We start from the raw sequence: 22,605 nt of genomic DNA, 5'->3' as shown, positions 1-22,605 counted from the left end.
CAAGATCAGAGGAAAACATCATGAAGATCGCAGTCGCAGGAGACAGCGCCGGAGCACCGCTCGCCAAGGTCATCGCCGAGCATCTGGCCGGCAGCGAGGGGTTCACGGTCTCCGAACTCAGCACCCCGCCCAATGATGGCACGGAATATTATGCCAATCTGTCGGAGCGGGTCACCACCGGCATCCTGGATGGCACCTATGACCGGGCGATCCTGTGCTGCGGCACGGGCATCGGCGTCGCGATGTCGGCCAACAAGGTCCCGGGCATCCGCGCCGCCCAGACTCACGATACCTATTCGGCCGAACGCGCAGCGCTTTCCAACAATGCCCAGGTCATCACCATGGGGGCGCGCGTGATCGGAACCGAACTCGCCAAGGCGATCGCCGATGCCTATCTGGCATGCGAATACGACCCCAACGGCCGCTCCGCTGGCAATGTCCAGGCAATCGACGATCTGGATGCGAAATATACCGCGAAGGGCTGATCGGGCGGGCATGGCGGGAGCCTTGCAGCTCCAATCTCCCCTCAAAGGGGGGAGATTGGTGGCTGCAAAGTCGTCAAATCAAAACCGAACCCGGTTCACCGACCTCAGATGTTCCTCCACCGCCGCGACTTCGCGCGCGCGGGTCTCATCGCTCCAGCCGAGCGCGCCACCGGCCAGATCGGCAATGCGCTCGATATCGCCTGTCTGCAGCCGTCCGGTGATGGCGAGCGTGGTGCGTCGCATCACGATATCGGCGAGGTGGACGACGAATTCGTTGCGCGCGATCCAGTCGATCTCGGCCGCCGAATAGCCGCTTGCCTGCGGCAGGCGTTCGTCGCTTGCAAAGCCCGCCTCATGCGCGGCGATGGCGCGTGCCGTGGTGCCGTAGCGCGACAGCAATTCATCGATCCGATTTTTTGAAAGCCCGGTTTCGCGCGCCACATCCCTAATCCAGTTCTGCCGTGCCGCCTTATCGACGGGGAAATCCCTGCCGCCGCCGATCGCGCTTTTTTCCGTCGAAACACGCCGGTTCCGACCGAGGCGCTTGAGGATGGCGTCGGCCACTTCTTCGGCAAAACCCCGGAACGTCGTCCATTTTCCGCCAATGAGGGGAATGATCGCGAAGTGCCGGGCATCGTCGGCTTCCAGAACCGGGGCGGAATGATCGCGGCTGATCAGCCCCGGAATATCGGCATTGGAGGCCGGGAGCGGGCGGATGCCGCTATAGGCGTAGACGATCTGCTCCTCGCCGATTTCGAGGCCCGGAAGCAGCGCCTTGAGGCTGGCGATGAAATAGCCGATCTCGTCATCCTCGCACCGCACCGCGTCCGGATTGTCGGCGGGAATATCGGTGGAGCCGGCAAGGGCGAGGCCGAGATATTCGTAGACCAGACAGATGCGCCCGTCATCGGCCTCGAAATAGATCATCCGCCCGGCAAGCCGCCGCACCAGTTCGTCGTTGCGCAGCAGCACATGGGAGCCCTTGGTGCCGCCGATCAGCTTTGTTTGCATGCCCAGCATGGCGTTGACGTGATCGATCCAGGGACCGGCGGCATTGACCACCAGGCCGGGTTTGACGGCGAAGGTCTCGCCGGCCTCGGTCTCGAACACGATCCGCTCCGCATCGGCCTCCCGGATGGTGGTCGCGTTGTACGCCGCCGAGCCGGGATTGGCGGCAAGCCCGTCCTTTATCAGTTCCATCACCAGCCGTTCGGGCTGGGTGATGCGGGCATCGTAATAGGTGCCGGCGGCGACGATCGCCTCGGTCAGCCCCGGCATGTCGCGCAGCGCCCGCTTTCGGCCGACGAGCTTGTGGCGCGGCATCACCCGGTTGCGGGCGCCGTAGAAATCATAGAGCGCGAGCCCGATCTTGACCAAAATCGCGCCCCGGCTGCGCGGCGCGCTGGTGGAGCCGAACAGCGTTCGGATCGCCGCCCAGATCCCCTTGGTCCAGGAGAAGATCGGGATCATGGTCGGCAGCGGCTCGACGCAGTGAGGCGCGTTCAGCAGCAGCAGGTTGCGCTCCAGCGTCGACTGGGCGACGAGGCCGAACTCGCCGGTCTCGAGATATTTCAGCCCGCCATGGATCAGCCGCGAGGGCGCGGCGCTGGTGCCGGAGCCGAAATCGGACTTCTCGGTGATCAGGCAGTTGACGCCCTGAAGCGAGAGGTCTCGGAAAAGGCCGGCGCCGTTGACGCCCGCGCCGATGATGACCACGTCGAAAGCGGTGTCTTCGCTCATCGGGATGGACCTTTCACGATCTGGAGGTTGACCCCTGCCGCGCGAAGCCGCTCGGCTTCAGCCGGATCGAGGCCGTCGGTCACGATCACGGTGTCGAAGGCGGTGAGATCGTCGAACACATGAAGGGCGACCTTGCCGAACTTGGTGTGGTCGGCAAGCAGGATGGATTTGCCGGCGGAGGCGACCATGGTCTGCTTGACGCGCGCGACCTGCTGGTCCTGGATGAAGGCGGTCGTGCCCTCGATCGCCGATGCCGAGCAGATCAAGAGATCGGCCCGCAAGGCCTCGATCGCGCGCAGGCAGATATGATCGATATAGGCGTTGTAGGTGCGGTGATACTGGCCGCCGAGGCAGATGAAATCGACCACGTCGGCATCGACCAGCTCGTTGGCGACCGCCACGCTGTTGGAGATCACGGTCAGCGGGTCGATATCGTTGAGGAACGGCGCGATCGCGCCGGCGGTGGTGGAATCGTCCAGAAAGATCACCTGGCCGGGTTCGATATGGTGAAGCGCCGCCTTGGCCAACGCCTGCTTTTCGGCGGTCGCCACGGTTGCGCGGTAGCGGTGGAGGCTTTCATAGATCCCGGAGGGCTGGGCGCTGACCGCGCCGTGAAGCTTGCGCAGAACGCCCTTGGCCGCGAGTTGGTCGATATGGCGGTGGATGGTCATGCGCGACACGCCGAAATGCTCGACCAGCCTGTCGATGCGCACCTGGCCATGGGCGATGACGTAATCCGCGATTTCCTCGCGCCGGTTGTCGGCCTTGATCATTGTCCGCGCTCCCTGTCGCCGAGTGCTTCCAGCGCTTGCCAGTGCGGCTTCAGCGCTTCCGATATCCGCCGGTAGACGGCGAAGCGGCGATCATAGGCCGCTGCCCTTTTGGCATCCGGCCGGAATGTCCGGCTGATGGCGTCGAGATCGCGCGGGTCGTCGGTCGGGCCTGCATAAAGGCCGACGGCGGCACCTGCGCAAAGGGCGGCCCCCCATGCGGCGGCCTCCTCGGTGGCGGTCACGGTGACGGGGCGATCGAGGATATCGGCGAACATCTGCGCAAACGATGAATTGCGCGACACGCCGCCGGTCAGCCGCACCTGGTTATAGGAAAAGCCGTCGCCGAGCGCATCGACATGTTCGCGATGGTTGAAGGCGATGCCCTCGAGAACCGCCTTCAGCATGTCGCCGCGCTCATGCCAGCCATGAAGCCCGACGAAGGAGCCGCTGCTCGCGCCGCCATGGGGCGATCCGAACAGATAGGGATGAAACAGCAGGCTGGAGGGACGCGCGATCGCCGCGTCGATCTCGGAGGCTACGGCCTGATGGATCGGCGGCCCGCCGTCATTCGCCTTGTCGTGATCGCCCTGGCAGAGCGTGTCGAGGAACCAGTCGTAATTCGCCGCCGACGCCGGCGAAATCGACATCGCGTTCCACTGGCCGGGTTCGATGGCGTTGCGGCAGAACCAGCGCGGATCGGTGAGCGGTTTGTCGGTGACGATCTCGTTGATCGAATAGGTCCCGGCAACGACGCCCATGACGCCGCTTTTGTGCGCGCCAATGCCCAAAGCGGACGCCGTCACATCGTGCAGGCCGGCGGCCACCGGCGTTCCGGCGGCAAGGCCGGTTGCCCGCGCGGCCTCATCGCTGACATGGCCGATGACGGCGGCGGAATGGGCGCTCGGCGCAAGCCTGTCGAAAATCCGCTCAAGGCCGTAGAGTTCGGCCGCGGCAAGCGAATAGTCCTGGGTTTGGACATCGGTGAAGGCGGTGCTGGCCTCGGTGCGGTCGGTGCCGACATGGCCGGTCAGGCAGAATGTCAGCCAGTCCTTGCAGCCGAGAACCGCGCCGATCCGGTGATAGCGTTCCGGCTGATGGCGGCTGATCCAGGCAAGCAGCGCCGACGGGGCGGAGAGATGCGGCGTCTGTCCGGTGAGCGAAAGCGCCCTGTCGGCGACGCCGTCTCTCTCCCAGTCCGCGATGATGTCGCCGGCGCGACTGTCGAGCGAGAGAATGCCGGGGCCGAGCGGCTTGCCGTCTTGATCGAGCAAATAGAGCCCGTCGCCATGGGCGGTGGCGGCGACGGCGGCGATATCGGAGGCCGGGCGGCCGCTGAGCGAAACGGCCTCGGCAATCGCCTCGGCGGTGGCGCGCCACAGCCCGTCCATGTCGCGCTCCACAAAGCGCGCCTCGGGCATTGATTGCGGGACGCGTCTTCGGGCGACGGCAAGCACCGTGCCGTCCATGTCGAACAGCACGGCCTTGGTGACCGTCAGTCCGTTATCGATTCCAAGAAGGCTCGGCATGCAGCGCTCCGATGGCCGTACCGGCCAAAGTTAACGATATAATCTGATAAGTTAATATCAAATAGCGTTACATGAAGTCAATTATATCATTTCATCTGTTTGCCGGCTTGCGGGGCGCGATGACGACGTTGATGCCCTTGGCATGCATCCGCTTGATATGGGCGGGCGGCGTGTCGGCATCGACGATGACGATGTCGAAATCGGAAAGGGCGGCAAGGCTGTGGAGCGCGCGGCGCTCGAACTTGGTGTGGTCGGCCAGCAATATCCGCCGTGACGCGGCGTCCAGCATGGCGCGCTTGGCATCGATCATCTCGGAGGACTGGTGAAACACCATGTCGTCGGTGATCGCCGCCATCGACAGGAACACGGTATCGGCGCGCAGATTGGCGATTTCGTTGGTGGTCATGCGCCCGAGAAACGCGTTGCACCAGTTGCGGAACTCGCCGCCAAGCGCCAGCAGCGTGATGTCGCGCACGCCGCGCAGCTCGTTCATCATCGTCAGCGAATTGGTGATCACCGTCAGCGGCGCATGGGCCTGCAGATGCGGCACCATGTGCAGAACGGTGGTGGAATCATCCAGGAAGATCGCCTGGCCCGGCTCGATGAAGCCCGCGGCCGCCGCCGCGATCGCGGCTTTCTCGGGGGACTGGCGGCTGGAGCGATAGACGTCGCTTGCTTCGATCAGGCTTGTCGGCGCTGCCGACACCGTGCCGCGGTTCTTGCGCAGCAGGCCGCGGCTCACCAGGTCGTCGAGGTCGCGATGGGCCGTCATCAGGCTGATGCCGAAACGCTCGGTCAGGTCCTCGATCCGCATCGGCCCTTCCAGCATCACGGTTTCGGTGATCAGCTGGCGGCGGGCGAGTTGGCGGGCCTGCCTGGAATCGGAGGGCATCTCCTCCGACATCAGATGGTCCATGGCATCGTTGTTCTGGCGCGTCATTCTCGTTCCTGTAGGCGGCATCATTCCTGCGGCTGAAGGAAATCCTTATAGGCAGCGGCGGCGCGAGAGTGAATGCAAATATGCCGGCCGGCCGCTGTCGGACGATTGCCAATGTCCCCAGCCCCTCAGCGTCATGCTCGGGTCAAGCCCGAGGGTCACTCCCGGAGGGGTTGTTCAACAATCGAAGGGGCGCCCTTGAGCGCCCCTTCCATCATCGTCCTTACTGTGCCAGCACGAACGGGCCGGTATAGTCGCCGACATTGTCCTTGGTGATCAGCAGGCAATCGAACAGCTGCTTTTCGGCATCGACGCCGGTGCTGCCGGTCTTGATGAACGAATCCGCCTGCTTGACGGCTTCCTTGGAGAAGATCGCGACCGGCTGGAGCACGGTGTATTCCAGTTCGCCGGCCTTGATCGCGTCGACGGCATCCGGAGAGCCGTCAAAGCCGCCGACCTTCACGTCTTTCAAACGACCGGCTTCCTTGAGTGCTGCAACCGCGCCAAGCGCCATCTCGTCATTGCCGCTGATGACGCCGATGATGTCGGGATGGGCCTGAAGCAGGCTCTGCATCTTGTTATAGCCCTGGGTACGGTCCCAGTTGGCCACGTCCTGGCCGACCTTGACCAGATCCGGATACTGGCTCAGCACGGTTTCATAACCGTTGGAGCGGGTCTGGGCGTTGTTGTCGGACGGCGCGCCGAACAGTTCGACGTAATTGCCGGTGTCGCCGACATCTTCCACCCACTGCATGGCGCCAAGGGCCGCGCCCTGGGCGTTGTTGGAGACCAGCTGCGATTTGGCGAGGCCTTCCTGGTTGATTTCGGCATTGACCAGGAACACCGGAATGCCGGCATTGACGGCCTTGCGCACCGCGCCGACCGAGCCGTCGGCATTGGCCGGATCGAGAATGATCGCGACGGCCTTGTTGGTGATGGCGGTGTCGATCAGGTTGCTTTCGGTGTTGGTGTCACCCTTGTGGGCGGCAACATTTGCCGAATAGCCGAGGCTTTCGGCTTCCGCCTTCGCCACTTCGCCTTCCGTGTACCAATAGGGGTTGGACGGGTCGTTGACGATGATCGAGATCAGACCGTCGGCCATTGCCGCGCCCGCGCCGAACGGAACGGCGATGATGGCGGCTGCCATGGTCATCAGAAAATGTCTCTTGTTGATCATGATATTCTCTCTCCCTTGGTTGAATGGATTCATGCTTCTCATTTGCCGGTCGCCCGGCGGGGTTTCCGCGCTGTATCAAGCCGTTGTGGTCTTGGCCCCCGCGGCGGAAGGGGTATTGTTGCCGGCGTCCGGCTCGGACGGCTTCGCCTTTGCACGGCGGCCGTACTGGATGCTGTTCAGCAGCACCGCGAGAATGATGACGGCGCCGGTGAACACGGTCTGCCAGTAGGACGATACGCCGATGATCACGAGACCGTCGGACAGGAAGCCGATGACGAAGGCGCCGAGCAGCGTGCCGCGGACATTGCCGCGCCCGCCGGTGAGCGCCGCGCCGCCGATCACGACGGCGGCGATCGCGGTCAGCTCGTAGGTGGTGCCGGCGGTCGGGCCGGCCGAGGTCAGCTGCGAGGACAGAACAAGGCCGGCGATCGCGGCGCAGATGCCGGAAAGCACATAGACCATCACCGTCACGCGCTTGACCGGCACACCCGAAAGCTCCGCCGCGCGGGCATTGCCGCCGGTCGAATAGACCCAGCGACCGAAGGCGGTGCGGGTGAGCAGGATACTGCAGATGATGGCGACGACGGCCAGCACCAGCACCCCGATCGGCACGTTGAACAGCCGGTTGAAGCCGAGCCAGTCGAAACCGGTATTGCCGAGTTCCGGCTTGCCGCCGAGATTGTTGTAGGTCAGCCCGTTGGTCATCAGCAGGGCCGCGCCGCGCGCGACATAGAGCAGGCCAAGCGTCGCCACGAAGGCCGGCACCTTGAAGAAGGCAATCAGCACGCCGTTGATGACGCCGATCAGCGCGCCGACGGCGCAGGTGAGGATCACCACCACCCAGACCGGCGGAAACAGCACGACGCCGAACATGTCGAGCTGGACGCCCTGCATCAGGAAGCCGGCAACGCAGCCCGCAAGCCCGAGCGTCGAGCCGACCGAAAGATCGATGCCGCCGGTCAGGATCACCAGCAGCATGCCGATCGCCAGCAGGCCGAAAATGGCCACATGCGACGACATGATCAGGAAGTTGTTGGTGGAAAGATACACCGGCGACAGCAGCGAGAACACGACGATGATCGCGATCAGCGCGAAGAAGGCGCGGCCTTCCAGCAAAAGGCGTCCGAGGCTGAAGCCGTTGCGCCGGCCGGAGCGGGAGGATTTTTGAACTTGACGTGTGTCGGTCATTGACATGCTCCGAAATTGCTTGCTGAAATCACGCGGCCACGGCTTCGCCGGATGCGGCCATGATTTCCTCTTTGGATACCGACGGATCGAACTCGGCGACGATCTGCCCGCGCGCCATGACGATGATGCGATGGGCGACGCTGAAGCACTCGCCGACTTCCGAGGTGGAATACAGCACCGCAAGCCCGCGCTCGGCGCGCTCGCCGAGAAGCCGGAAGACCTCCGCCTTGGCGCCGATATCGATGCCGCGGGACGGTTCGTCGAGCAGCATCACGCCGGGATGGGTTGCGAGCATCTTGCCGATCACGACCTTCTGCTGGTTGCCGCCCGAAAGCGACCCGATCGGCGCGCCGCCGCCATCGGTCTTGATATGGACATCGTCGATCGCGCCCTCGATGATGTTGCGCTCAGCCTTGCCGGAGGTGAAGATCCGGCGGGTGAAGGACGGGATCGAGGCGAGCGAGAGATTGCGGCCGACCGTCATGGTCTGCACCAGCCCGTCGCGCTGCCGGTCTTCCGGTACCAGCACCAGCCCGGCCTCGATCCGCTCGGCAATGCTGAGACCCGACACGTCCTCGCCGTGGAGAAGGATTTCGCCGCCGACGCTGCGGCTGCGGCCTGCGACGCATTCCAGCATTTCGGTGCGTCCGGCGCCCATCAGCCCGTAGATGCAGACGATCTCGCCGGCGCGCAGGTCGAGCGACAGATGATCGACGGCAAGCCGACCGGTGCCCGAGGCATCCTCGACGCAGAGGCCGCGCAGCGACAGCAGCGCCGCGCCGAACTCGTAACCGGTCGGTGGCGAGCCGAGGTCGAAATTGTCGCCGACCATGTTGCGCACGATCCATTCGAGATCGATGTCCTTGCGCTCGCCGAACGCGGTCATGGCGCCGTCGCGCAGAACCACGGCATGGTCGGTGATCTGCAGCGCTTCTTCCAGGTGGTGCGAAATGTAGACGATCGAGACGCCCCGGCTTTTCAGGTCCGCGATCACCTTGAACAGCACCTCGACCTCCGAGGCGCTGAGCGCCGAGGTCGGCTCGTCCATGATCAGGATGCGGGAATTGACCGAGAGCGCCCGGGCGATCTCGACGATCTGCTGCTGGCCGAGACGCAAATCCTCGACCGGCGTCAGCGGGTCGATGTCTTCCTCCAGCTCCTCCATCAGTCTGCGGGTCTGCCGCTCTTCCTCGGCGAAATCCACGCCGGTCGCGGACCGGATCTCGCGGCCCATGAAGATATTGTCGCGCACGCTCATATTGGGCGCGAGGCTCAATTCCTGGTGAATGATCGAAATGCCATTTGAGGCCGCATCGGCTGCCGAGGTGAAGCTCACCGGCGCACCGTCAAGAATGATCTCGCCGGAGGTGGGGCGCACGATGCCGGACAGAACCTTCATCAGCGTCGATTTTCCGGCGCCGTTTTCACCGAAAAGCGTGGTGACGCTGCCGTAGTGGACGTCGAAATTGACGCCCTTCAGGGCATGGATATTGCCGTAGGACTTGGCGATGTTGCGGGCGGCGAGGACGATTTCGGCCTTGCTGCGCTGACCAGGAGAGGTGGTGTCGGAGGTCGTGGTCATTTTACGCTCATCTCCACCGGGGTGACCAGCCAGTTCTTCGGATTGATCAGCTTGAAGACGCCGGTGACGGTGATCGTCTTGCCGGAAAGGGAAGCGGTGTCGATATCGGCGAGCACCGCCTTCTTCATCTCGTTGTTGAGCGCGGAACCGGCATCCTGATATTCGATCTGGTTCTTGAACTGGCCGAAGGCGATCGTGCCGGTGGCATCGCGCAGGTCGGTGCCGTTGATGGCCGGGCCGGTCTGGACCCGGATGGTGATGTCGTCGGGCACGCCGTCCACGGTGACGGGGTAGATGCCGCCCTTGGCCTCGCCCGCAACGCCGGTGAAGCTGACGGGCATGACCGCGCCGATCCCGGCCTTGACGCCGTATTTTTCGATCGCGGCGCCCTTGTCAGCGGCAATATCGCTTGCAAGCGTTGCCGCATCCACGGCCCGGTCCTCGACGCTTTTCTGAACCTCGGGGAAATTCTCGGCGCCGAAGGTCTCCGCCGAAAACCCGTCTTCCGTCACGTGCTCGGCCGTGCCGATAAGGACCACCTTGGTGTCGAGGGCCATCGCGGCAATGACCACCACGATCGCGAGCGAACCGATGATCATCGGCAGTTTCGAGCCGCGCGGCCGGGCGGAATGGCCAGAAGATTGAGATGTCGTTTGTGCACTCATGAAGCGATGACCTTCAGAACCTGGACTTTGGAAATGGACGCGCGCGGAAGGACCTGCAGCCGGAGAGCGGCGCCGGAGGGCGGGCGCGGTACAGCGATGGCAATGTTTGTATCACGACGATCCTCCCTGGTGGCCTCCCTCCGCAACGTCCTCCCGCTGCATCGGCATTGGCCGGCGATCCCGGCGGCCACAGATAACAATTCATGTTATCGCTGTGTTATCTATTCGGCAAACTATGTTATAATTAAACTTGGCTGTCAATCACTCTGATCGTGACCAGCTTGTCGGGTGGCGAACCGAAGCCGGATAAAGCCCATGTAGCCTATGATATTCCGGCGGCTATTTGTCAATGTTCCAATGCCGGCGCGACAGGGCAGGACGACGGGCACAAAGGGCTTGCTTCATTGACAGATCGCCGTACTGATGAAATAAATTGCCATAAACATAAAAAATTACAGAAAAGGGAGAAAGCATGGCGCGAGCGGGTCGACGGCGCGATTTTGACGAGAGTCTGGCGCTGCGCGCCGCGTGGCTTCATTACGGCGGCGGGCTGACGCAGGCCGAGGTCGCAACGCGTCTGGACATTTCCACCGTCAAGGCCCATCGGCTGATCGCCTGGGCCAATCAGAGCGGGGCGGTGAAGGTGTCGATCGACGGCGATGTCGCCGAATGCGTCGCGCTTGAAACGCGGCTCTCGGAAGAATTCGGCCTGGCGCATTGCGAGGTCGTGCCCGATCTCGGCGAGCGCGGCATGCCGCTCAGGGCGCTCGGCATTGCCGGCGCGCGCTTCATCCGCCAGGAAATCGAATCCGAGCGCTCGGAAGTGATCGGCGTCGGTCATGGCAGAACGTTGTCGAGCGCGGTTGCCGCGCTGCCGCGGATCTCGGCCAATGGCGTACGTTTCGTTTCGCTGATGGGCGGGCTTACCCGCAACTACGCCGCCAATCCGCATGACGTCATCCACCGGCTTGCTGAAAAGACCGGCGCGTCGGCCTATGTGATGCCGATCCCGTTCTTCGCCAACACCGCCGCCGACCGCGAGGTGTTTCTCGCCCAGCGCGGCGTGTCGCAGGTGATCGATCTGGCCGCCCGTTCCGATCTGATGCTGGTCGGCATCGGCACCGCCAATCCGGGCGCTCAACTGGTCGCGTCGCACATGATCGATGTCGCCGAGATCGGCGAGGTTGAGGAACGCGGCGGCGCGGGCGAGGTGCTCGGCCACTTTTTCGACCGCGACGGTCAGCTTGTGGAGACATCGCTTTCGGCCCGCACCGTGTCGCTCGATATCAGGGCGCTGGGCAAACGCCGGATCGTCGCGATCGCCGGCGGCGAGGAAAAACTCAATGCGATCGCCGCCGTGCTGCGCAGCGGTACGATCAGCGGTCTGATCACCGACGAGGCGACGGCCGCAGCGCTATCGGACGGCAGGTTCGGGTAAGGGAGGCATCGGATATGGCCAATCAGGGACATGCCGATCGCGGCGGCGACATTCTCATCGGCATCGATGCCGGCACCTCGGTGATCAAGGCGGTCGCCTTCGATCTTGCCGGCAGGCAGCTTGCGGAGGCGGCGGTCAAGAACCGCTACCGCACCGGAAACGACGGGTCCGCGACCCAGTCGATGGAAGAAACCTGGCTGGATTGCGCGCAAGCGCTCAGGCAACTTGGCGAAAAGGTCGAGCGGCTTGCCACCCGCACCGCCGCGATTGCCGTCACCGGGCAGGGCGACGGCACCTGGCTTGCCGGCAGCGACAACAGGCCGGTCGGCGACGCCTGGCTGTGGCTCGACGCCCGTGCCGCGTCGACCGTCGATCGCCTGAACAGCGGTCCCGGTGAGCGCGCGCGGTTCGAGGCGACCGGCACCGGCCTCAATACCTGTCAGCAGGGCGCCCAGATGGCGCATATGGCGCGCACAAGGCCGGAGCTTCTGGCCAATGCCGTGGTAGCGCTGCATTGCAAGGACTGGCTCTATCTCAATCTCACCGGCGAGCGGGCGACCGATCCCTCCGAGGCGAGCTTCACCTTCGGCAATTTCCGCAACCGCGCCTATGACGATGCCGTCATCGAGGCGCTTGGCCTTCGCGATTTCCGGCATCTTCTGCCCGAAATCGTCGATGGCACGAAGACCACGCACCCGCTGAGCCCGGAAGCGGCCAAGGAGACCGGGCTTCTGGCCGGAACGCCGGTCAGCCTCGGCTTTGTCGACATGGTCATGACCGCGCTTGGCGCCGGCGTCTATACCGGCGATAGCGGCACCGCCTGCTCCACCGTCGGTTCCACCGGGGTGCATATGCGCGCGGTGCACGCCTCGGGCGTTAAGCTCAACGACGACAATACCGGCTATGTGATCGCCCTGCCGGTTCCCGACATGGTCACCCAGGTCCAGACCAATATGGCGGCGACGCTGAACATCGACTGGGTGCTCGATGTCGGCCGCGATCTGCTGGCAGACATGGGCGTCGACGTCTCCCATCGCGACATGGTGTCGAAGATCGACGAATGGCTGGCGCATGCGCAAGCGGGCTCGCTGCTCTATCACCCCTATATTTCCGAGGCCGGCGAGCGCGGGCCGTTCATCAACGCCGATGCCCGGGCGGGCTTTATCGGCCTTTCCGCCGCGCACCGGTTCCCCGATCTCGTCGGCGCCGTGGTCGAAGGCCTCGCGATGGCGGCGCGCGATTGCTACGCCGAAATGGGCGAGATGCCGGGCGAACTGCGCCTGACCGGCGGGGCCGCCCGTTCGCGGGGCCTGCGCGGCGTATTGTCGGCTGCGATCGGTGCGCCGGTCCGGGTCTCCGGGCGCGAGGAAGCGGGTGCCGCGGGCGCTGCGATGATGGCCGCGGTCGCGATCGGCGTCTATCCCGACATGGAGCGCTGCATCGGCGAATGGGTGACGCCACTTCTGGGCGAGGCCGAGCGCCCCGACCCGGCGGCGACGGCGCTTTATGCGCGGCGCTATCCGACCTATGCCGCCGCCCGCCGCGCGCTGGAACCGATCTGGAATGCGATGGCGCGGGATCGGCGCGCCGAACGCGAGGGCGCGGCAGATGCCGCCGCCGATGAAAGGAATGCGAAATGAGCGAAGCCGGGATGATCGATCTGTTTGTGATTGGCGGCGGGATCAACGGCGCAGGCATCGCCCGCGATGCTGCGGGCCGCGGCCTTTCGGTGGTGCTGTGCGAAAAGGACGACCTTGCCGAGGGCACCTCGTCGCGCTCCGGCAAGCTGGTCCATGGCGGCCTGCGCTATCTCGAATATTACGAGTTCCGGCTGGTGCGCGAAGCGCTGATCGAGCGGGAAGTGCTGATGAACAACGCGCCCCACATCATCTGGCCGCTGCGCTTCGTGCTGCCGCATTCGCCGGATGACCGGCCGGCCTGGCTGGTCCGGCTCGGCCTGTTCCTCTACGACCATCTCGGCGGCCGCAAGAAGCTGCCCGGCACACGGGTGCTCGATCTGAAGCGCGATCCTGTCGGCGCGCCGCTCATCGACAAATATACCCGTGGTTTTGAGTATTCGGATTGCTGGGTGGATGATGCCCGGCTGGTGGTGCTGAACGCGGTCGATGCCGCCCGCAAGGGCGCAACCGTGCTGACCCGCACGCCCTGTCTTTCCGCACGGCGCGAGGATGGCGGCTGGACCATCGAGACGAAGGATATGATGACCGGTGAGGCCAGAACCTTCCGGGCGAAAATTCTCGTCAATGCGGCGGGTCCCTGGGTGAATGACGTGGTGCGCCGCGTTGCCGGCTCCAATTCCAGCCGCAATGTCCGCCTCGTCAAGGGTAGCCATATCATCACCGAGAAATTCTGGGAGGGGCCGCACAGCTATCTGGTCCAGAATCACGACAAGCGGGTGATCTTCATCAATGCCTATGAGGGCAACAAGGCGCTGATCGGCACCACCGACATCGCCTATGAAGGCAGGGCCGAGGAGGTCAGCGCCGACGAAAGCGAGGTCCAGTACCTGCTCGATGTCGTCAATCGCTATTTCAAGCAGAAACTGCGTCGCGATGATGTCGAGGAAACCTTCTCTGGCGTTCGCCCGCTGTTCGATGACGGCAAGGGCAATCCTTCGGCCGTGACCCGCGACTATGTGTTCGATCTCGACGAGACCGGCGGCGCGCCGATGCTCAATGTGTTCGGCGGCAAGATCACCACGTTCCGCGAGCTTGCCGAGCGCGGCATGCACAAGCTTACGAAATTCTTCCCCGACATGGGCGGCGACTGGACCGACAGCGCGCCGCTGCCCGGCGGCGATATCGAAAACGCCGATTACGAGGCGTTCCGCGACAGGATGAAGACCGATTATCCGTGGATGCCGGCGGCACTGCGCCGCCATTATGGCCGGCTTTATGGCACGGCGATTGCAAAGATCGTCGGATCGGCTGACGGCCTTGCGGCGCTTGGCCGCCATTTCGGCGGCAATCTCTACGAGGCCGAGGCCCGCTATCTTGCCGAAAACGAATGGGCCCGCACCGCCGAGGACGTGCTGTGGCGGCGCACCAAGCACCGCCTGCATCTGAGCGACGCCGAGCAGGCCGCTTTCATCGCCTGGTTCGACGCCGAACTGAAGTGATTTTCAACGAAAGGCCGGAAGAGATGCCGCTGACGCTTTCCCTGAATACCAATCCGCTCGTCAACCGCTTCGCCGATCCGGTCGACCTGATCGAGACCACCGCGCGCGACCTGAGGCTGCGCGACCTTCAGCTCACCCATGAATTCATCAACCCGTCCTGGCCGGCGCCGGTTATCCGCCGGCTGACCCGCGTCATGGCCGGCGCGCTCGAGCGCACCGGGGTCCGGGTCACCTCGGGCATGACCGGCCCCTATGGCAGGCTCAACCATTTCGGTCATCCCGACCGCGATGTGCGGCGCTATTATGTCGACTGGTTCAAGACCTTCGCCGATATCATCGGCGATCTCGGCGGCACGTCGGTCGGCACCCAGTTCGCGATCCTCACCTATGCCGATTACGACGATCTGAAGCGCCGCGAGGAACTGATCGCGATCGCCATCGATTGCTGGGCCGAGGTGGCCGAGCATGCGAAGGCGGCGGGCCTTTCCTATCTGTTCTGGGAACCGATGTCGGTCGGCCGCGAATTCGGCCACACGATTGCCGACTGCATGGCGCTGCAGGACCGCCTGACCGCCGCCAATATGGCCGTGCCGATGTGGATGATGGCCGATATCGACCATGGCGACGTCACCTCCGACAATCCGGATGATTACGATCCCTATGCCTGGGCGCGGTCGGTGCCGAAGGTCTCGCCGATCATCCATATCAAGCAGAGCCTGATGGACAAGGGCGGCCATCGCCCGTTCACCGCCGCGTTCAACGCCAAAGGCCGGATCCAGCCGGAACCGCTGCTTGAGGCCTTTGCCGAGGGCGGGGCGCGCGACAACGAAATCTGCCTCGAGCTGAGCTTCAAGGAGCGCGAGCCCAATGACCGCGAGGTGATCCCGCAGATCACCGAGAGCATCGCCTTCTGGGCGCCCCATATCGATACCGGGGCCGGCGATCTGAAAATCTGAAATTTCGGCAAACCCCCGACATTCCCACGCTCTCGCGGATGGAAAGCCGGCTCCTGCCTTTGCTGCGGTTGCGCCAGTTTGTCGCAGCCGAAGGCTCGCCGGTTTGACGGCAAGGTCCATTGATATTCTATGCCAATTCCGGTGGCGATGTGATGAATGTCAACCCGGCCGCAAACCTGTAGCAGCCCAATCAATAATTTAAATTTAAAATATATGCGCGGCATTCTTGTAATTTCCAACCGCCGATTATATCGTTTCTCCATAAAGCCTTTGAAGCGCGGGTAGCGATTGCTCATGCCCGCACGAAGGCCGCCGTTCGGTAGGGAAATTTTAAATTTGGAGGAAACCATGAGCGCCAAAGTCGTACCCGTCGTCACCCGCAGCGCCGAGCTTGGCGAGGAGACCCTGCAATCGGGCGAATGCGTCCGCAAGTCCGGCGTCAGCCCGCAGCACACGCCCGCCACCAGGATCTGGTTCGGCCGGGTCAGCAACGAGCCGGGCCACCGTTCCCCGCCGCATCATCACCAGGAAGCCGAGACCGGCGGCTACGTGCTTTCCGGCCACGGCCGGATCTATTTCGGCGAGGACTACAAGGAATATACCGACATGTATCCGGGCGACTTCGTGTTCGTGCCGCCGTTCATGCCGCATGTCGAGGTCAATATGAGCACCACGGAAGAACTGGTCTGGCTGACCTGCCGCACCCCCGACAATCTGGTGACCAATTTGCCGGATGTCCCCGACGAGCAGCTTGAAGGCTATCGTCGCGCCTGAACAGAGCATTTCCGGTGAAAACGGGATCACCAGAAATGCTCTATCTATTTGTTTTGACGCATTTTCGCGGACGTCAGGTGATTCCACCTGACTGCGAAATGCTCTGGATTGGAGCAGACCATGAAACTGGTACGATACGGTGAAAACGGCGCCGAAAAGCCCGGCCTTGTGGATGCCAACGGCGCGATCCGCGATCTTTCGGGCGTGATCGCGGATATCTCGTCGGAAACGCTGTCGCCGGAGATGCTTTCGCGGCTTTCCGGCCTCGATCCCGAAACGTTGCCGCTGGTGGAGGGCAGCCCCCGCTATGGCGCGCCGGTCGGCAGGATCGGCAAGTTCATCTGCGTCGGCCTCAATTATGCCGACCATGCCGCCGAGACCGGCAAGGCCGCGCCGCCCGAGCCGGTGCTGTTCGCCAAGGCGACGACGGCCGTCTGCGGACCGAACGACGATGTCGAGATCCCGCGCGGTTCCGACCGCACCGACTGGGAGGTCGAGCTCGGCGTGGTCATCGGCAAGCGGGCGAAATATGTCGCCGAGGACGACGCGCTTTCCCACGTGGCCGGCTATGTGCTCGTCAACGACGTGTCCGAGCGCCGGTTTCAGTCGGAACGCGCCGGCCAGTGGATCAAGGGCAAGAGCCACGACACCTTCGGACCGACGGGCCCGTGGCTGGTGACGCCGGACGAATTCGAGGATATCCAGAACCTCGATCTCTGGCTCGATGTCGACGGCGAGCGCCGGCAGACCGGCAATACCCGCACCATGATCTTTCCGGTGAAGCACCTCGTCAGCTACATCTCGCAGTTCATGACGCTGGAGCCCGGCGACATCATCTCCACCGGCACCCCGCCCGGCGTCGGCCTCGGCATGAAACCGCCGACCTTCCTGAAGCAAGGCCAGATCGTCACGCTCGGCGCTGCCGGGCTTGGCGAGCAGCGCCAGAAGATGGTGCAGGCATGAGCATGGCAGCGACAAGGGCCGCCCTTACCGATCTCTCCGGCAAGACCGCGATCGTCACCGGCGCGGGGCGCGGGCAGGGCGCTGTCGAAGCGGCGCTTCTCACAGAGGCCGGCGCGCGGGTGATGCTGTGCGACGTGCTTGCCGAAGAAGGCGAGGCGCAGGCCGAAGCGCTGCGCGCGGCAGGTCATGACGCGCGCTTCATGAAGCTCGACGTGACGTCGGAGGCCGACTGGCAGGCGGTGATCGATGCCGTGCGGGACTGGACCGGCGGCCTCGACATTCTCGTCAACAATGCCGGCATCATCAACCGCAAGACGATCGCCGACATGTCGGTCGCCGAATGGCGCAAGGTGCTGGACGTCAACGCCACCGGCGCGTTTGCCGGGCTCAAGGCGGCGCTGCCGCTGATGGTGGAAACCGGCGGCGGCTCGGTGATCAACATTTCCTCCAACAGCGGTTTTTCCGGGCATTACGACCCGGCCTATACCGCCAGCAAATGGGCGCTGCGCGGCCTCACCCGCACGGCGGCAATGGAATATGCCGAAAAGGGCGTCCGCGTGAACGCGATCTGCCCCGGCCTGATCGTCACCGACCTCAACCGCAATTCGCCGCACCTGAAGCCGATGATCGAGATGACGCCGATGCAGCGTAGCGGCGAGGCCGAGGACGTTGCCCAGCTCGTGCTGTTCCTCGCCTCCGACGCCTCCGCCTTCATCACCGGCGAGGATTTCGTGATCGACGGCGGCTTCACCGGCGGCGCTGCCTACCGGCGCGTGGCGCGGGAGACCGGGATTTACTGAGAGCCCGCTTCCCCTCATCCGGCCTTCGGCCACCTTCTCCCCAGCGGGGAGAAGGGGAAGACGGCGCGGCTCTGCCTTCCGGCTTGCTCCGAAAACGCGGCACGGTTCCCCTCGCCCCGAAGGGGAGAGGGTGGCGCGAATGCGCCGGGTGAGGGGAGCGGGCTCTCGGCGAATGAGGAACGAGCGGAGCGGCCCGTTCACTTATGCGGCCCGTTCACTTATGCGGCCCGTTCACTGATGCGGTTTGTGCCGGATATCCATCATGATCGAGATCGCGCGGGCGACGTCCGGTTCGGCGATTTCGGCGAAGATTTCGTCGATCCAGCCGCGATGGACCGCGGTCATCTCGTCCATCAGCGCCTTGCCCTTGTCGGTGATGCGCACCAGAAAGGCGCGGCGGTCGGTTTCCTGGTTCTCGCGCTCGACGAGACCATCGGCGACCAGTTTCTCGATCACGCCGGTGACATTGCCGTTGGAGACCACGAGCTGCTTGGAAAGCGCGCTCATGCGCATGCCCTCGGGGGCTGCGTGCAGCGCTGCCATCACGTCGAAACGCGGCAGCGTCATGGCGTAATTCTCGCGCAGGCGTTCGCGCAGATTGCCCTCGACATGGCGCACCGCTTTCAGCATGTGCAGCCAGAGGCGCACGCGCTGGGTGGCAAGGGCCGGGTCTTTGACTTCATGGGCGGTCATGACGGATTCTCTCTTCTTCCGTAACCGCTCTAGCCGCATTTGCTTCAAACCTCAACCAGATTGCGGCACGTCTCAGTCGGCCGGGATCACCGCGGTCGCCTCGATCTCGATCCTGGCCTCGTCTTCCATCAGGGCGACGACCTGAACCACGGCCATTGCCGGAAAATGGCGGCCGATCACCCGGCGATAGGCCATGCCGAGCGCCTTGCGGTTGTCGAGATATTCGCGCTTGTCGGTGATGTACCAGGTCAGCCGAACCAGGTGTTCCGGCCGGGCGTCGGCTTCGGCGAGCACGGCGACGATATTGCGCAGCGTCTGCTCGAACTGGCCGACGAGATCGGCATGTTCGAATTGCTGCCGGGCGTTCCAGCCGATCAGGCCGCCGGTGAAGACCATCCGGCCCTGGGCGAGCATGCCGTTGGCATAACCGCGCGCTGGGACCCAGCCTTCGGGTTCGAGAAACTGATGCGGCGATTGCGAGAACGATGTCATGCCTGAACTTTCAAATACGAACGTGATGGGTGGTTTTTCCGCCGTGTCTGGAGCGCGTTTCGATCCGATTGAATCGGATCGGCGCTCCAGATTATTGTTTTGGCCGCATGATCCTGTCGATCCTCGCTCCGCTCCGGTCGGATCATGCGCCAGACGGGCAGAGAGCCTGTTCATACCTCGCCCCCCGAAATCGAGATCGCCTGCCCGGTGACCATGGCGGCCTGGTCGGAGGAAAGCCAGAGCACGGTGCCGGCCACGTCCTCCGGCGGCACCAGCCGCTTCATCGGATTGGTGGCTTCAAGGGCCGCCCGCGCCTCCCCGGCGCTGCGGCCGGTGGTCTCGACGATGCGGGCGATCGACCGCTCGGTCATCTCGGTGTCGAGAAAGCCGGGGCAGATGGCGTTCACGGTGATCCCCTTGCGGGCATATTCGAGTGCCGCCGATCTGACCAGCCCGACCACGCCATGCTTTGCCGCCGCATAGGGCGCGACATAGGCATAGCCCTTCAGCCCCGCGGTGGAGGCGATCGCGATCAGCCGGCCGTTGCGCCCCGCCATCGCCTTCGCTCCCTCGCGCAGCGTCAGGAATGTGCCGGTCAGGTTGACGGCTATCATCGCGTTGAAGCTTTCGAGCGTGGTCGCGGCAAAGGGCGCGCTTTCCGACGCGCCGGCATTGGCGATCACGATGTCAAGCGGCCCGGCGGCGGCAAACAGCGCGACGACCTGCGCTTCGTCGGTGATGTCGCAGGTCATGGCCGAGATCGCCGCGCGGCTTTCGGCCACGGTCTCAAGCGGTTCGCGCCTGCGCCCGCAGATGACCACCTCCGCGCCGGCATCGGCAAGCGCCCGGGCAATCACCGCGCCAACGCCCGAACCGCCGCCGGTGACGAGCGCCCTTTTGCCGGCAAGGCTCATGACATGGCCCTCGCGCGTTCGGCAAGCGTATTGGCCTGCCGGCGGCCGCCCTCATAGGGCGCGGGCCATGCCTGTTCGGTATCGCCGAGTGCGACGGCGGCATGGAGCGTCCAGTAGGGGTCGGCCAGATGCGGGCGGGCAAGCAGCACCAGATCGGCGCGGCCGGCCATCAGGATCGAATTGACGTGATCGGCCTCGTAGATATTGCCGGCGACCAGCGTCGGCAAATGGAGGTCGTTACGCACCCGGTCGGAAAACGGCACCTGGAACATGCGGCCATAGACCGGCTGTTCATCCCTGGTGGTCTGGCCGGAGGAGACGTTGATGGCATCGGCGCCGGCTTCCTTGAAGGCTTCGGCGATCTTCAGCGCCTCGTCCGGCTCGACACCTGCCTCGCCGACCCAGTCATGGGCGGAGATGCGCACCGTCATCGGCTTTTCGGCCGGCCAGGCCGCGCGCATGGCGGCAAATACTTGGAGCGGAAAGCGCATCCGGTTTTCCAGACTGCCGCCATAGTCGTCCGCGCGCCGGTTGGTGACAGGCGAAATGAAGGAGGCAAGCAGATAGCCGTGGGCGGCATGCATTTCCACCATGTCGAAACCAGCAAGATCGGCGGCGCGCACGGAGGCAACGAACTGGTCGCGCACCATGTCCATATCGGCCCGGTCCATCGCCTTCGGCGTCTGGCTTTCGGGCGTATAGGGAATGGGCGAGGCGGAGATCAGCGGCCAGTTGCCGTCCACAAGCGGCTTGTCCATGCCCTCCCAGGCGACCCGGGTGGAGCCCTTGCGGCCGGCATGGCCGATCTGAGCGCAGATCCTGGCGTCGGTCTCGGTGTGGACGAAGTCGGTCAGCCGCTTCCAGGCCGGCACCTGTTCGGAGGTCAGGCAAGGACAGCCCGAGGTGATCCGGCCTTCCGGCGAAACGCAGAGCATTTCGGTGAAAACGAGACCCGCGCCGCCCTTGGCGCGCTCGGCGTAATGCACGAAATGCCAGTCGGTCGGCATGCCGTCCTTGGCCTTGTACTGCGCCATCGGCGACACCACGACGCGGTTCTTCAGTTCCATGTCGCGCAGTCTGAACGGTGCGAACATCGGCCGCCTTGTCGACTGGCTGCCGGCCTTTTTCTGGAACCAGGCTTCCGCGGTCGCCAGCCATTCGGGGTCGCGCAGCCTGAGATTTTCGTGGCCGATGCGCTGCGAACGGGTCAGCAGAGAATAGTTGAACTGCATCATGTCGAGCTCGAGATAGCGCTCGACCTCCTCGAACCATTCGGTCGAGTTGCGCGCAGCCGACGTGACCCGCAGCACCTGCAGCTTGCGCTCCGTCTCGTAATCGTCAAGCGCCTTGTCCAGCGGCTTGCCGGAATTGAGTTCGTCGGCCAGCGCCGCCGCACTTTCCATGCCAAGCTTGCTGCCGGAACCGATCGAAAAATGCGCGGTTGCCGAAGCGTCGCCGAGCAGCACCACATTGTCGAAGTGCCAGTTTTCGCAGGTGACCCGCGGGAATTGAATCCAGGCCGAGCCGCGAATGTGGTTGGCATTGGTCATCAGTGCGTGGCCGCCGAGGTGACGGGCGAAAATCTTCTCGCAGGCGGCAATGCTTTCCTGCTGGCTCATCTCGCCAAAACCATAGGCCTCGAAGACCTCCGGCCCGCATTCGACGATGAAGGTCGCCGTATCGTCGTCGAACTGGTAGGCATGCGCCCAGATCCAGCCCTTCCCGGTGTTCTCGAAGATGAAGGTGAAGGCGTCGTCGAATTTCTGCTTTGTGCCGAGCCAGACGAAATGATTGCGGCGCATGTCGATCATCGGCTGGAAACGATCTTCGTAAAGCGTGCGGGTGCGCGAGTTCAGTCCGTCGGCGGCGATGACGAGATCGTTCTCGGCGCGAAGCTGCTCGATGCGATCATCGTCGATATTGGCTTCGAATTCCAGATTGACGCCGAGTTCGCGGGCGCGCTCCTGCAGCAGGATCAACAGCTTCATCCGCCCGATACCGCAAAAGCCGTGACCGCCGGAGGTCATGCTCTCGTCGCCGCGCACCACCTTGACATCATCCCAATAGGCGAAATTGTCGCGGATCGACTGCACCACGACCGGGTCGTTGCCGCTGAAATTCTCCAGCGTCTCGTCGGAAAACACCACGCCCCAGCCGAAGGTGTCGTCATGGCGATTGCGCTCATAGACGGTGATGTCGTGGCCGCTGTCGCGCAGCTTCATCGAAATCGCGAAATAGAGACCCGAGGGGCCGCCTCCCAGAACTGCGATTTTCATGGCTCGATTCCCCTGACGCTGTGCGTGGTTGCTTGTGTAAAATTAATTTGAATTTAAAATAAATTGGGAATGAGGTCGGTGTCAAGC

Annotated in this window: 20 protein-coding genes; 8 read left to right on the top strand and 12 right to left on the bottom strand. The window is 63.8% G+C overall.

Annotated features, from left to right (window positions below; translation table 11 throughout):
* Positions 1-20: 20 nt before the first annotated feature.
* Positions 21-485: a D-erythrulose-4-phosphate isomerase gene (gene derI, locus HQ843_RS05295; RefSeq protein ID WP_180899503.1), complete on the top strand. Its 465-nt coding sequence runs from the start codon at positions 21-23 to the stop codon at positions 483-485.
* A gap of 78 nt (positions 486-563) precedes the next feature.
* On the opposite strand, the gene HQ843_RS05290 is transcribed toward derI, so the two are convergent.
* From HQ843_RS05290 to HQ843_RS05255, 8 genes are all read right to left on the bottom strand, one after another.
* Positions 564-2,225 (bottom strand): glycerol-3-phosphate dehydrogenase/oxidase, encoded by a 1,662-nt coding sequence (locus HQ843_RS05290; RefSeq protein ID WP_180899504.1) that lies wholly within the window; start codon positions 2,223-2,225, stop codon positions 564-566.
* Positions 2,222-2,998 (bottom strand): DeoR/GlpR family DNA-binding transcription regulator, encoded by a 777-nt coding sequence (locus HQ843_RS05285; protein WP_180899505.1) that lies wholly within the window; start codon positions 2,996-2,998, stop codon positions 2,222-2,224. The genes HQ843_RS05290 and HQ843_RS05285 overlap by 4 nt, the downstream gene beginning before the upstream one ends.
* Positions 2,995-4,524 carry an FGGY-family carbohydrate kinase gene (locus HQ843_RS05280; protein ID WP_180899506.1) on the bottom strand — a complete coding sequence of 510 codons (1,530 nt, stop codon included), beginning with the start codon at positions 4,522-4,524 and terminating at the stop codon, positions 2,995-2,997. The genes HQ843_RS05285 and HQ843_RS05280 overlap by 4 nt, the downstream gene beginning before the upstream one ends.
* A gap of 91 nt (positions 4,525-4,615) precedes the next feature.
* Positions 4,616-5,464: a DeoR/GlpR family DNA-binding transcription regulator gene (locus tag HQ843_RS05275; RefSeq protein WP_180899507.1), complete on the bottom strand. Its 849-nt coding sequence runs from the start codon at positions 5,462-5,464 to the stop codon at positions 4,616-4,618.
* Between the two features lie 220 nt (positions 5,465-5,684).
* A complete protein-coding gene (locus HQ843_RS05270; protein WP_180902310.1) occupies positions 5,685-6,614 on the bottom strand; it encodes a D-ribose ABC transporter substrate-binding protein in 930 nt (309 codons plus the stop codon).
* Between the two features lie 99 nt (positions 6,615-6,713).
* Complete coding sequence (locus tag HQ843_RS05265) at positions 6,714-7,832, bottom strand: ABC transporter permease (protein WP_246710286.1); 1,119 nt, start codon at positions 7,830-7,832, stop codon at positions 6,714-6,716.
* Between the two features lie 22 nt (positions 7,833-7,854).
* Entirely contained in the window at positions 7,855-9,408 is a 1,554-nt protein-coding gene (locus tag HQ843_RS05260; RefSeq protein WP_180899509.1) for a sugar ABC transporter ATP-binding protein, read from the bottom strand.
* Positions 9,405-10,073: a DUF2291 family protein gene (locus tag HQ843_RS05255; RefSeq protein ID WP_180899510.1), complete on the bottom strand. Its 669-nt coding sequence runs from the start codon at positions 10,071-10,073 to the stop codon at positions 9,405-9,407. The genes HQ843_RS05260 and HQ843_RS05255 overlap by 4 nt, the downstream gene beginning before the upstream one ends.
* A gap of 472 nt (positions 10,074-10,545) precedes the next feature.
* Here HQ843_RS05255 and HQ843_RS05250 point away from each other — a divergent pair, with 472 nt between their 5' ends.
* From HQ843_RS05250 to HQ843_RS05220, 7 genes are all read left to right on the top strand, one after another.
* Positions 10,546-11,511, top strand: a complete 966-nt coding sequence (locus HQ843_RS05250) for a sugar-binding transcriptional regulator (RefSeq protein ID WP_180899511.1) — start codon at positions 10,546-10,548, stop codon at positions 11,509-11,511.
* Between the two features lie 14 nt (positions 11,512-11,525).
* Positions 11,526-13,151: an FGGY-family carbohydrate kinase gene (locus HQ843_RS05245; protein ID WP_180899512.1), complete on the top strand. Its 1,626-nt coding sequence runs from the start codon at positions 11,526-11,528 to the stop codon at positions 13,149-13,151.
* Positions 13,148-14,650, top strand: a complete 1,503-nt coding sequence (locus HQ843_RS05240) for a glycerol-3-phosphate dehydrogenase (RefSeq protein WP_180899513.1) — start codon at positions 13,148-13,150, stop codon at positions 14,648-14,650. The genes HQ843_RS05245 and HQ843_RS05240 overlap by 4 nt, the downstream gene beginning before the upstream one ends.
* Before the next feature lie 23 nt (positions 14,651-14,673).
* Positions 14,674-15,606, top strand: coding sequence for a TIM barrel protein (locus tag HQ843_RS05235; protein WP_180902311.1), 933 nt, complete (start codon positions 14,674-14,676; stop codon positions 15,604-15,606).
* 348 nt (positions 15,607-15,954) lie between these two features.
* The gene (locus HQ843_RS05230) at positions 15,955-16,380 is read left to right on the top strand and encodes a cupin domain-containing protein (protein WP_180899514.1); all 426 of its coding nucleotides are present in this window, start codon (positions 15,955-15,957) and stop codon (positions 16,378-16,380) included.
* 120 nt (positions 16,381-16,500) lie between these two features.
* Entirely contained in the window at positions 16,501-17,343 is an 843-nt protein-coding gene (locus HQ843_RS05225) for a fumarylacetoacetate hydrolase family protein (protein ID WP_180899515.1), read from the top strand.
* A complete protein-coding gene (locus HQ843_RS05220; protein WP_180899516.1) occupies positions 17,340-18,143 on the top strand; it encodes an SDR family NAD(P)-dependent oxidoreductase in 804 nt (267 codons plus the stop codon). The genes HQ843_RS05225 and HQ843_RS05220 overlap by 4 nt, the downstream gene beginning before the upstream one ends.
* Positions 18,144-18,374: 231 nt before the next feature.
* Here the strand turns inward: HQ843_RS05220 and HQ843_RS05215 are convergent, their stop codons facing one another.
* The 4 genes from HQ843_RS05215 to HQ843_RS05200 all read right to left on the bottom strand — a co-directional run bounded on the left by HQ843_RS05215 (position 18,375) and on the right by HQ843_RS05200 (position 22,518).
* Positions 18,375-18,836, bottom strand: coding sequence for a MarR family winged helix-turn-helix transcriptional regulator (locus HQ843_RS05215; RefSeq protein ID WP_180899517.1), 462 nt, complete (start codon positions 18,834-18,836; stop codon positions 18,375-18,377).
* Between the two features lie 72 nt (positions 18,837-18,908).
* Entirely contained in the window at positions 18,909-19,328 is a 420-nt protein-coding gene (locus tag HQ843_RS05210) for a RidA family protein (protein ID WP_180899518.1), read from the bottom strand.
* Between the two features lie 170 nt (positions 19,329-19,498).
* A complete protein-coding gene (locus HQ843_RS05205) occupies positions 19,499-20,242 on the bottom strand; it encodes an SDR family NAD(P)-dependent oxidoreductase (protein WP_180899519.1) in 744 nt (247 codons plus the stop codon).
* Entirely contained in the window at positions 20,239-22,518 is a 2,280-nt protein-coding gene (locus HQ843_RS05200; protein ID WP_180899520.1) for a bifunctional salicylyl-CoA 5-hydroxylase/oxidoreductase, read from the bottom strand. The genes HQ843_RS05205 and HQ843_RS05200 overlap by 4 nt, the downstream gene beginning before the upstream one ends.
* Positions 22,519-22,605: the final 87 nt, after the last annotated feature.

This window comes from Martelella sp. NC20, from assembly GCF_013459645.1.
Taxonomy (GTDB): Bacteria; Pseudomonadota; Alphaproteobacteria; order Rhizobiales; family Rhizobiaceae; genus Martelella.
The sequence above is the reverse complement of the archived record's forward strand: the minus strand, read 5'-3'. Positions and strand labels throughout refer to the sequence as shown.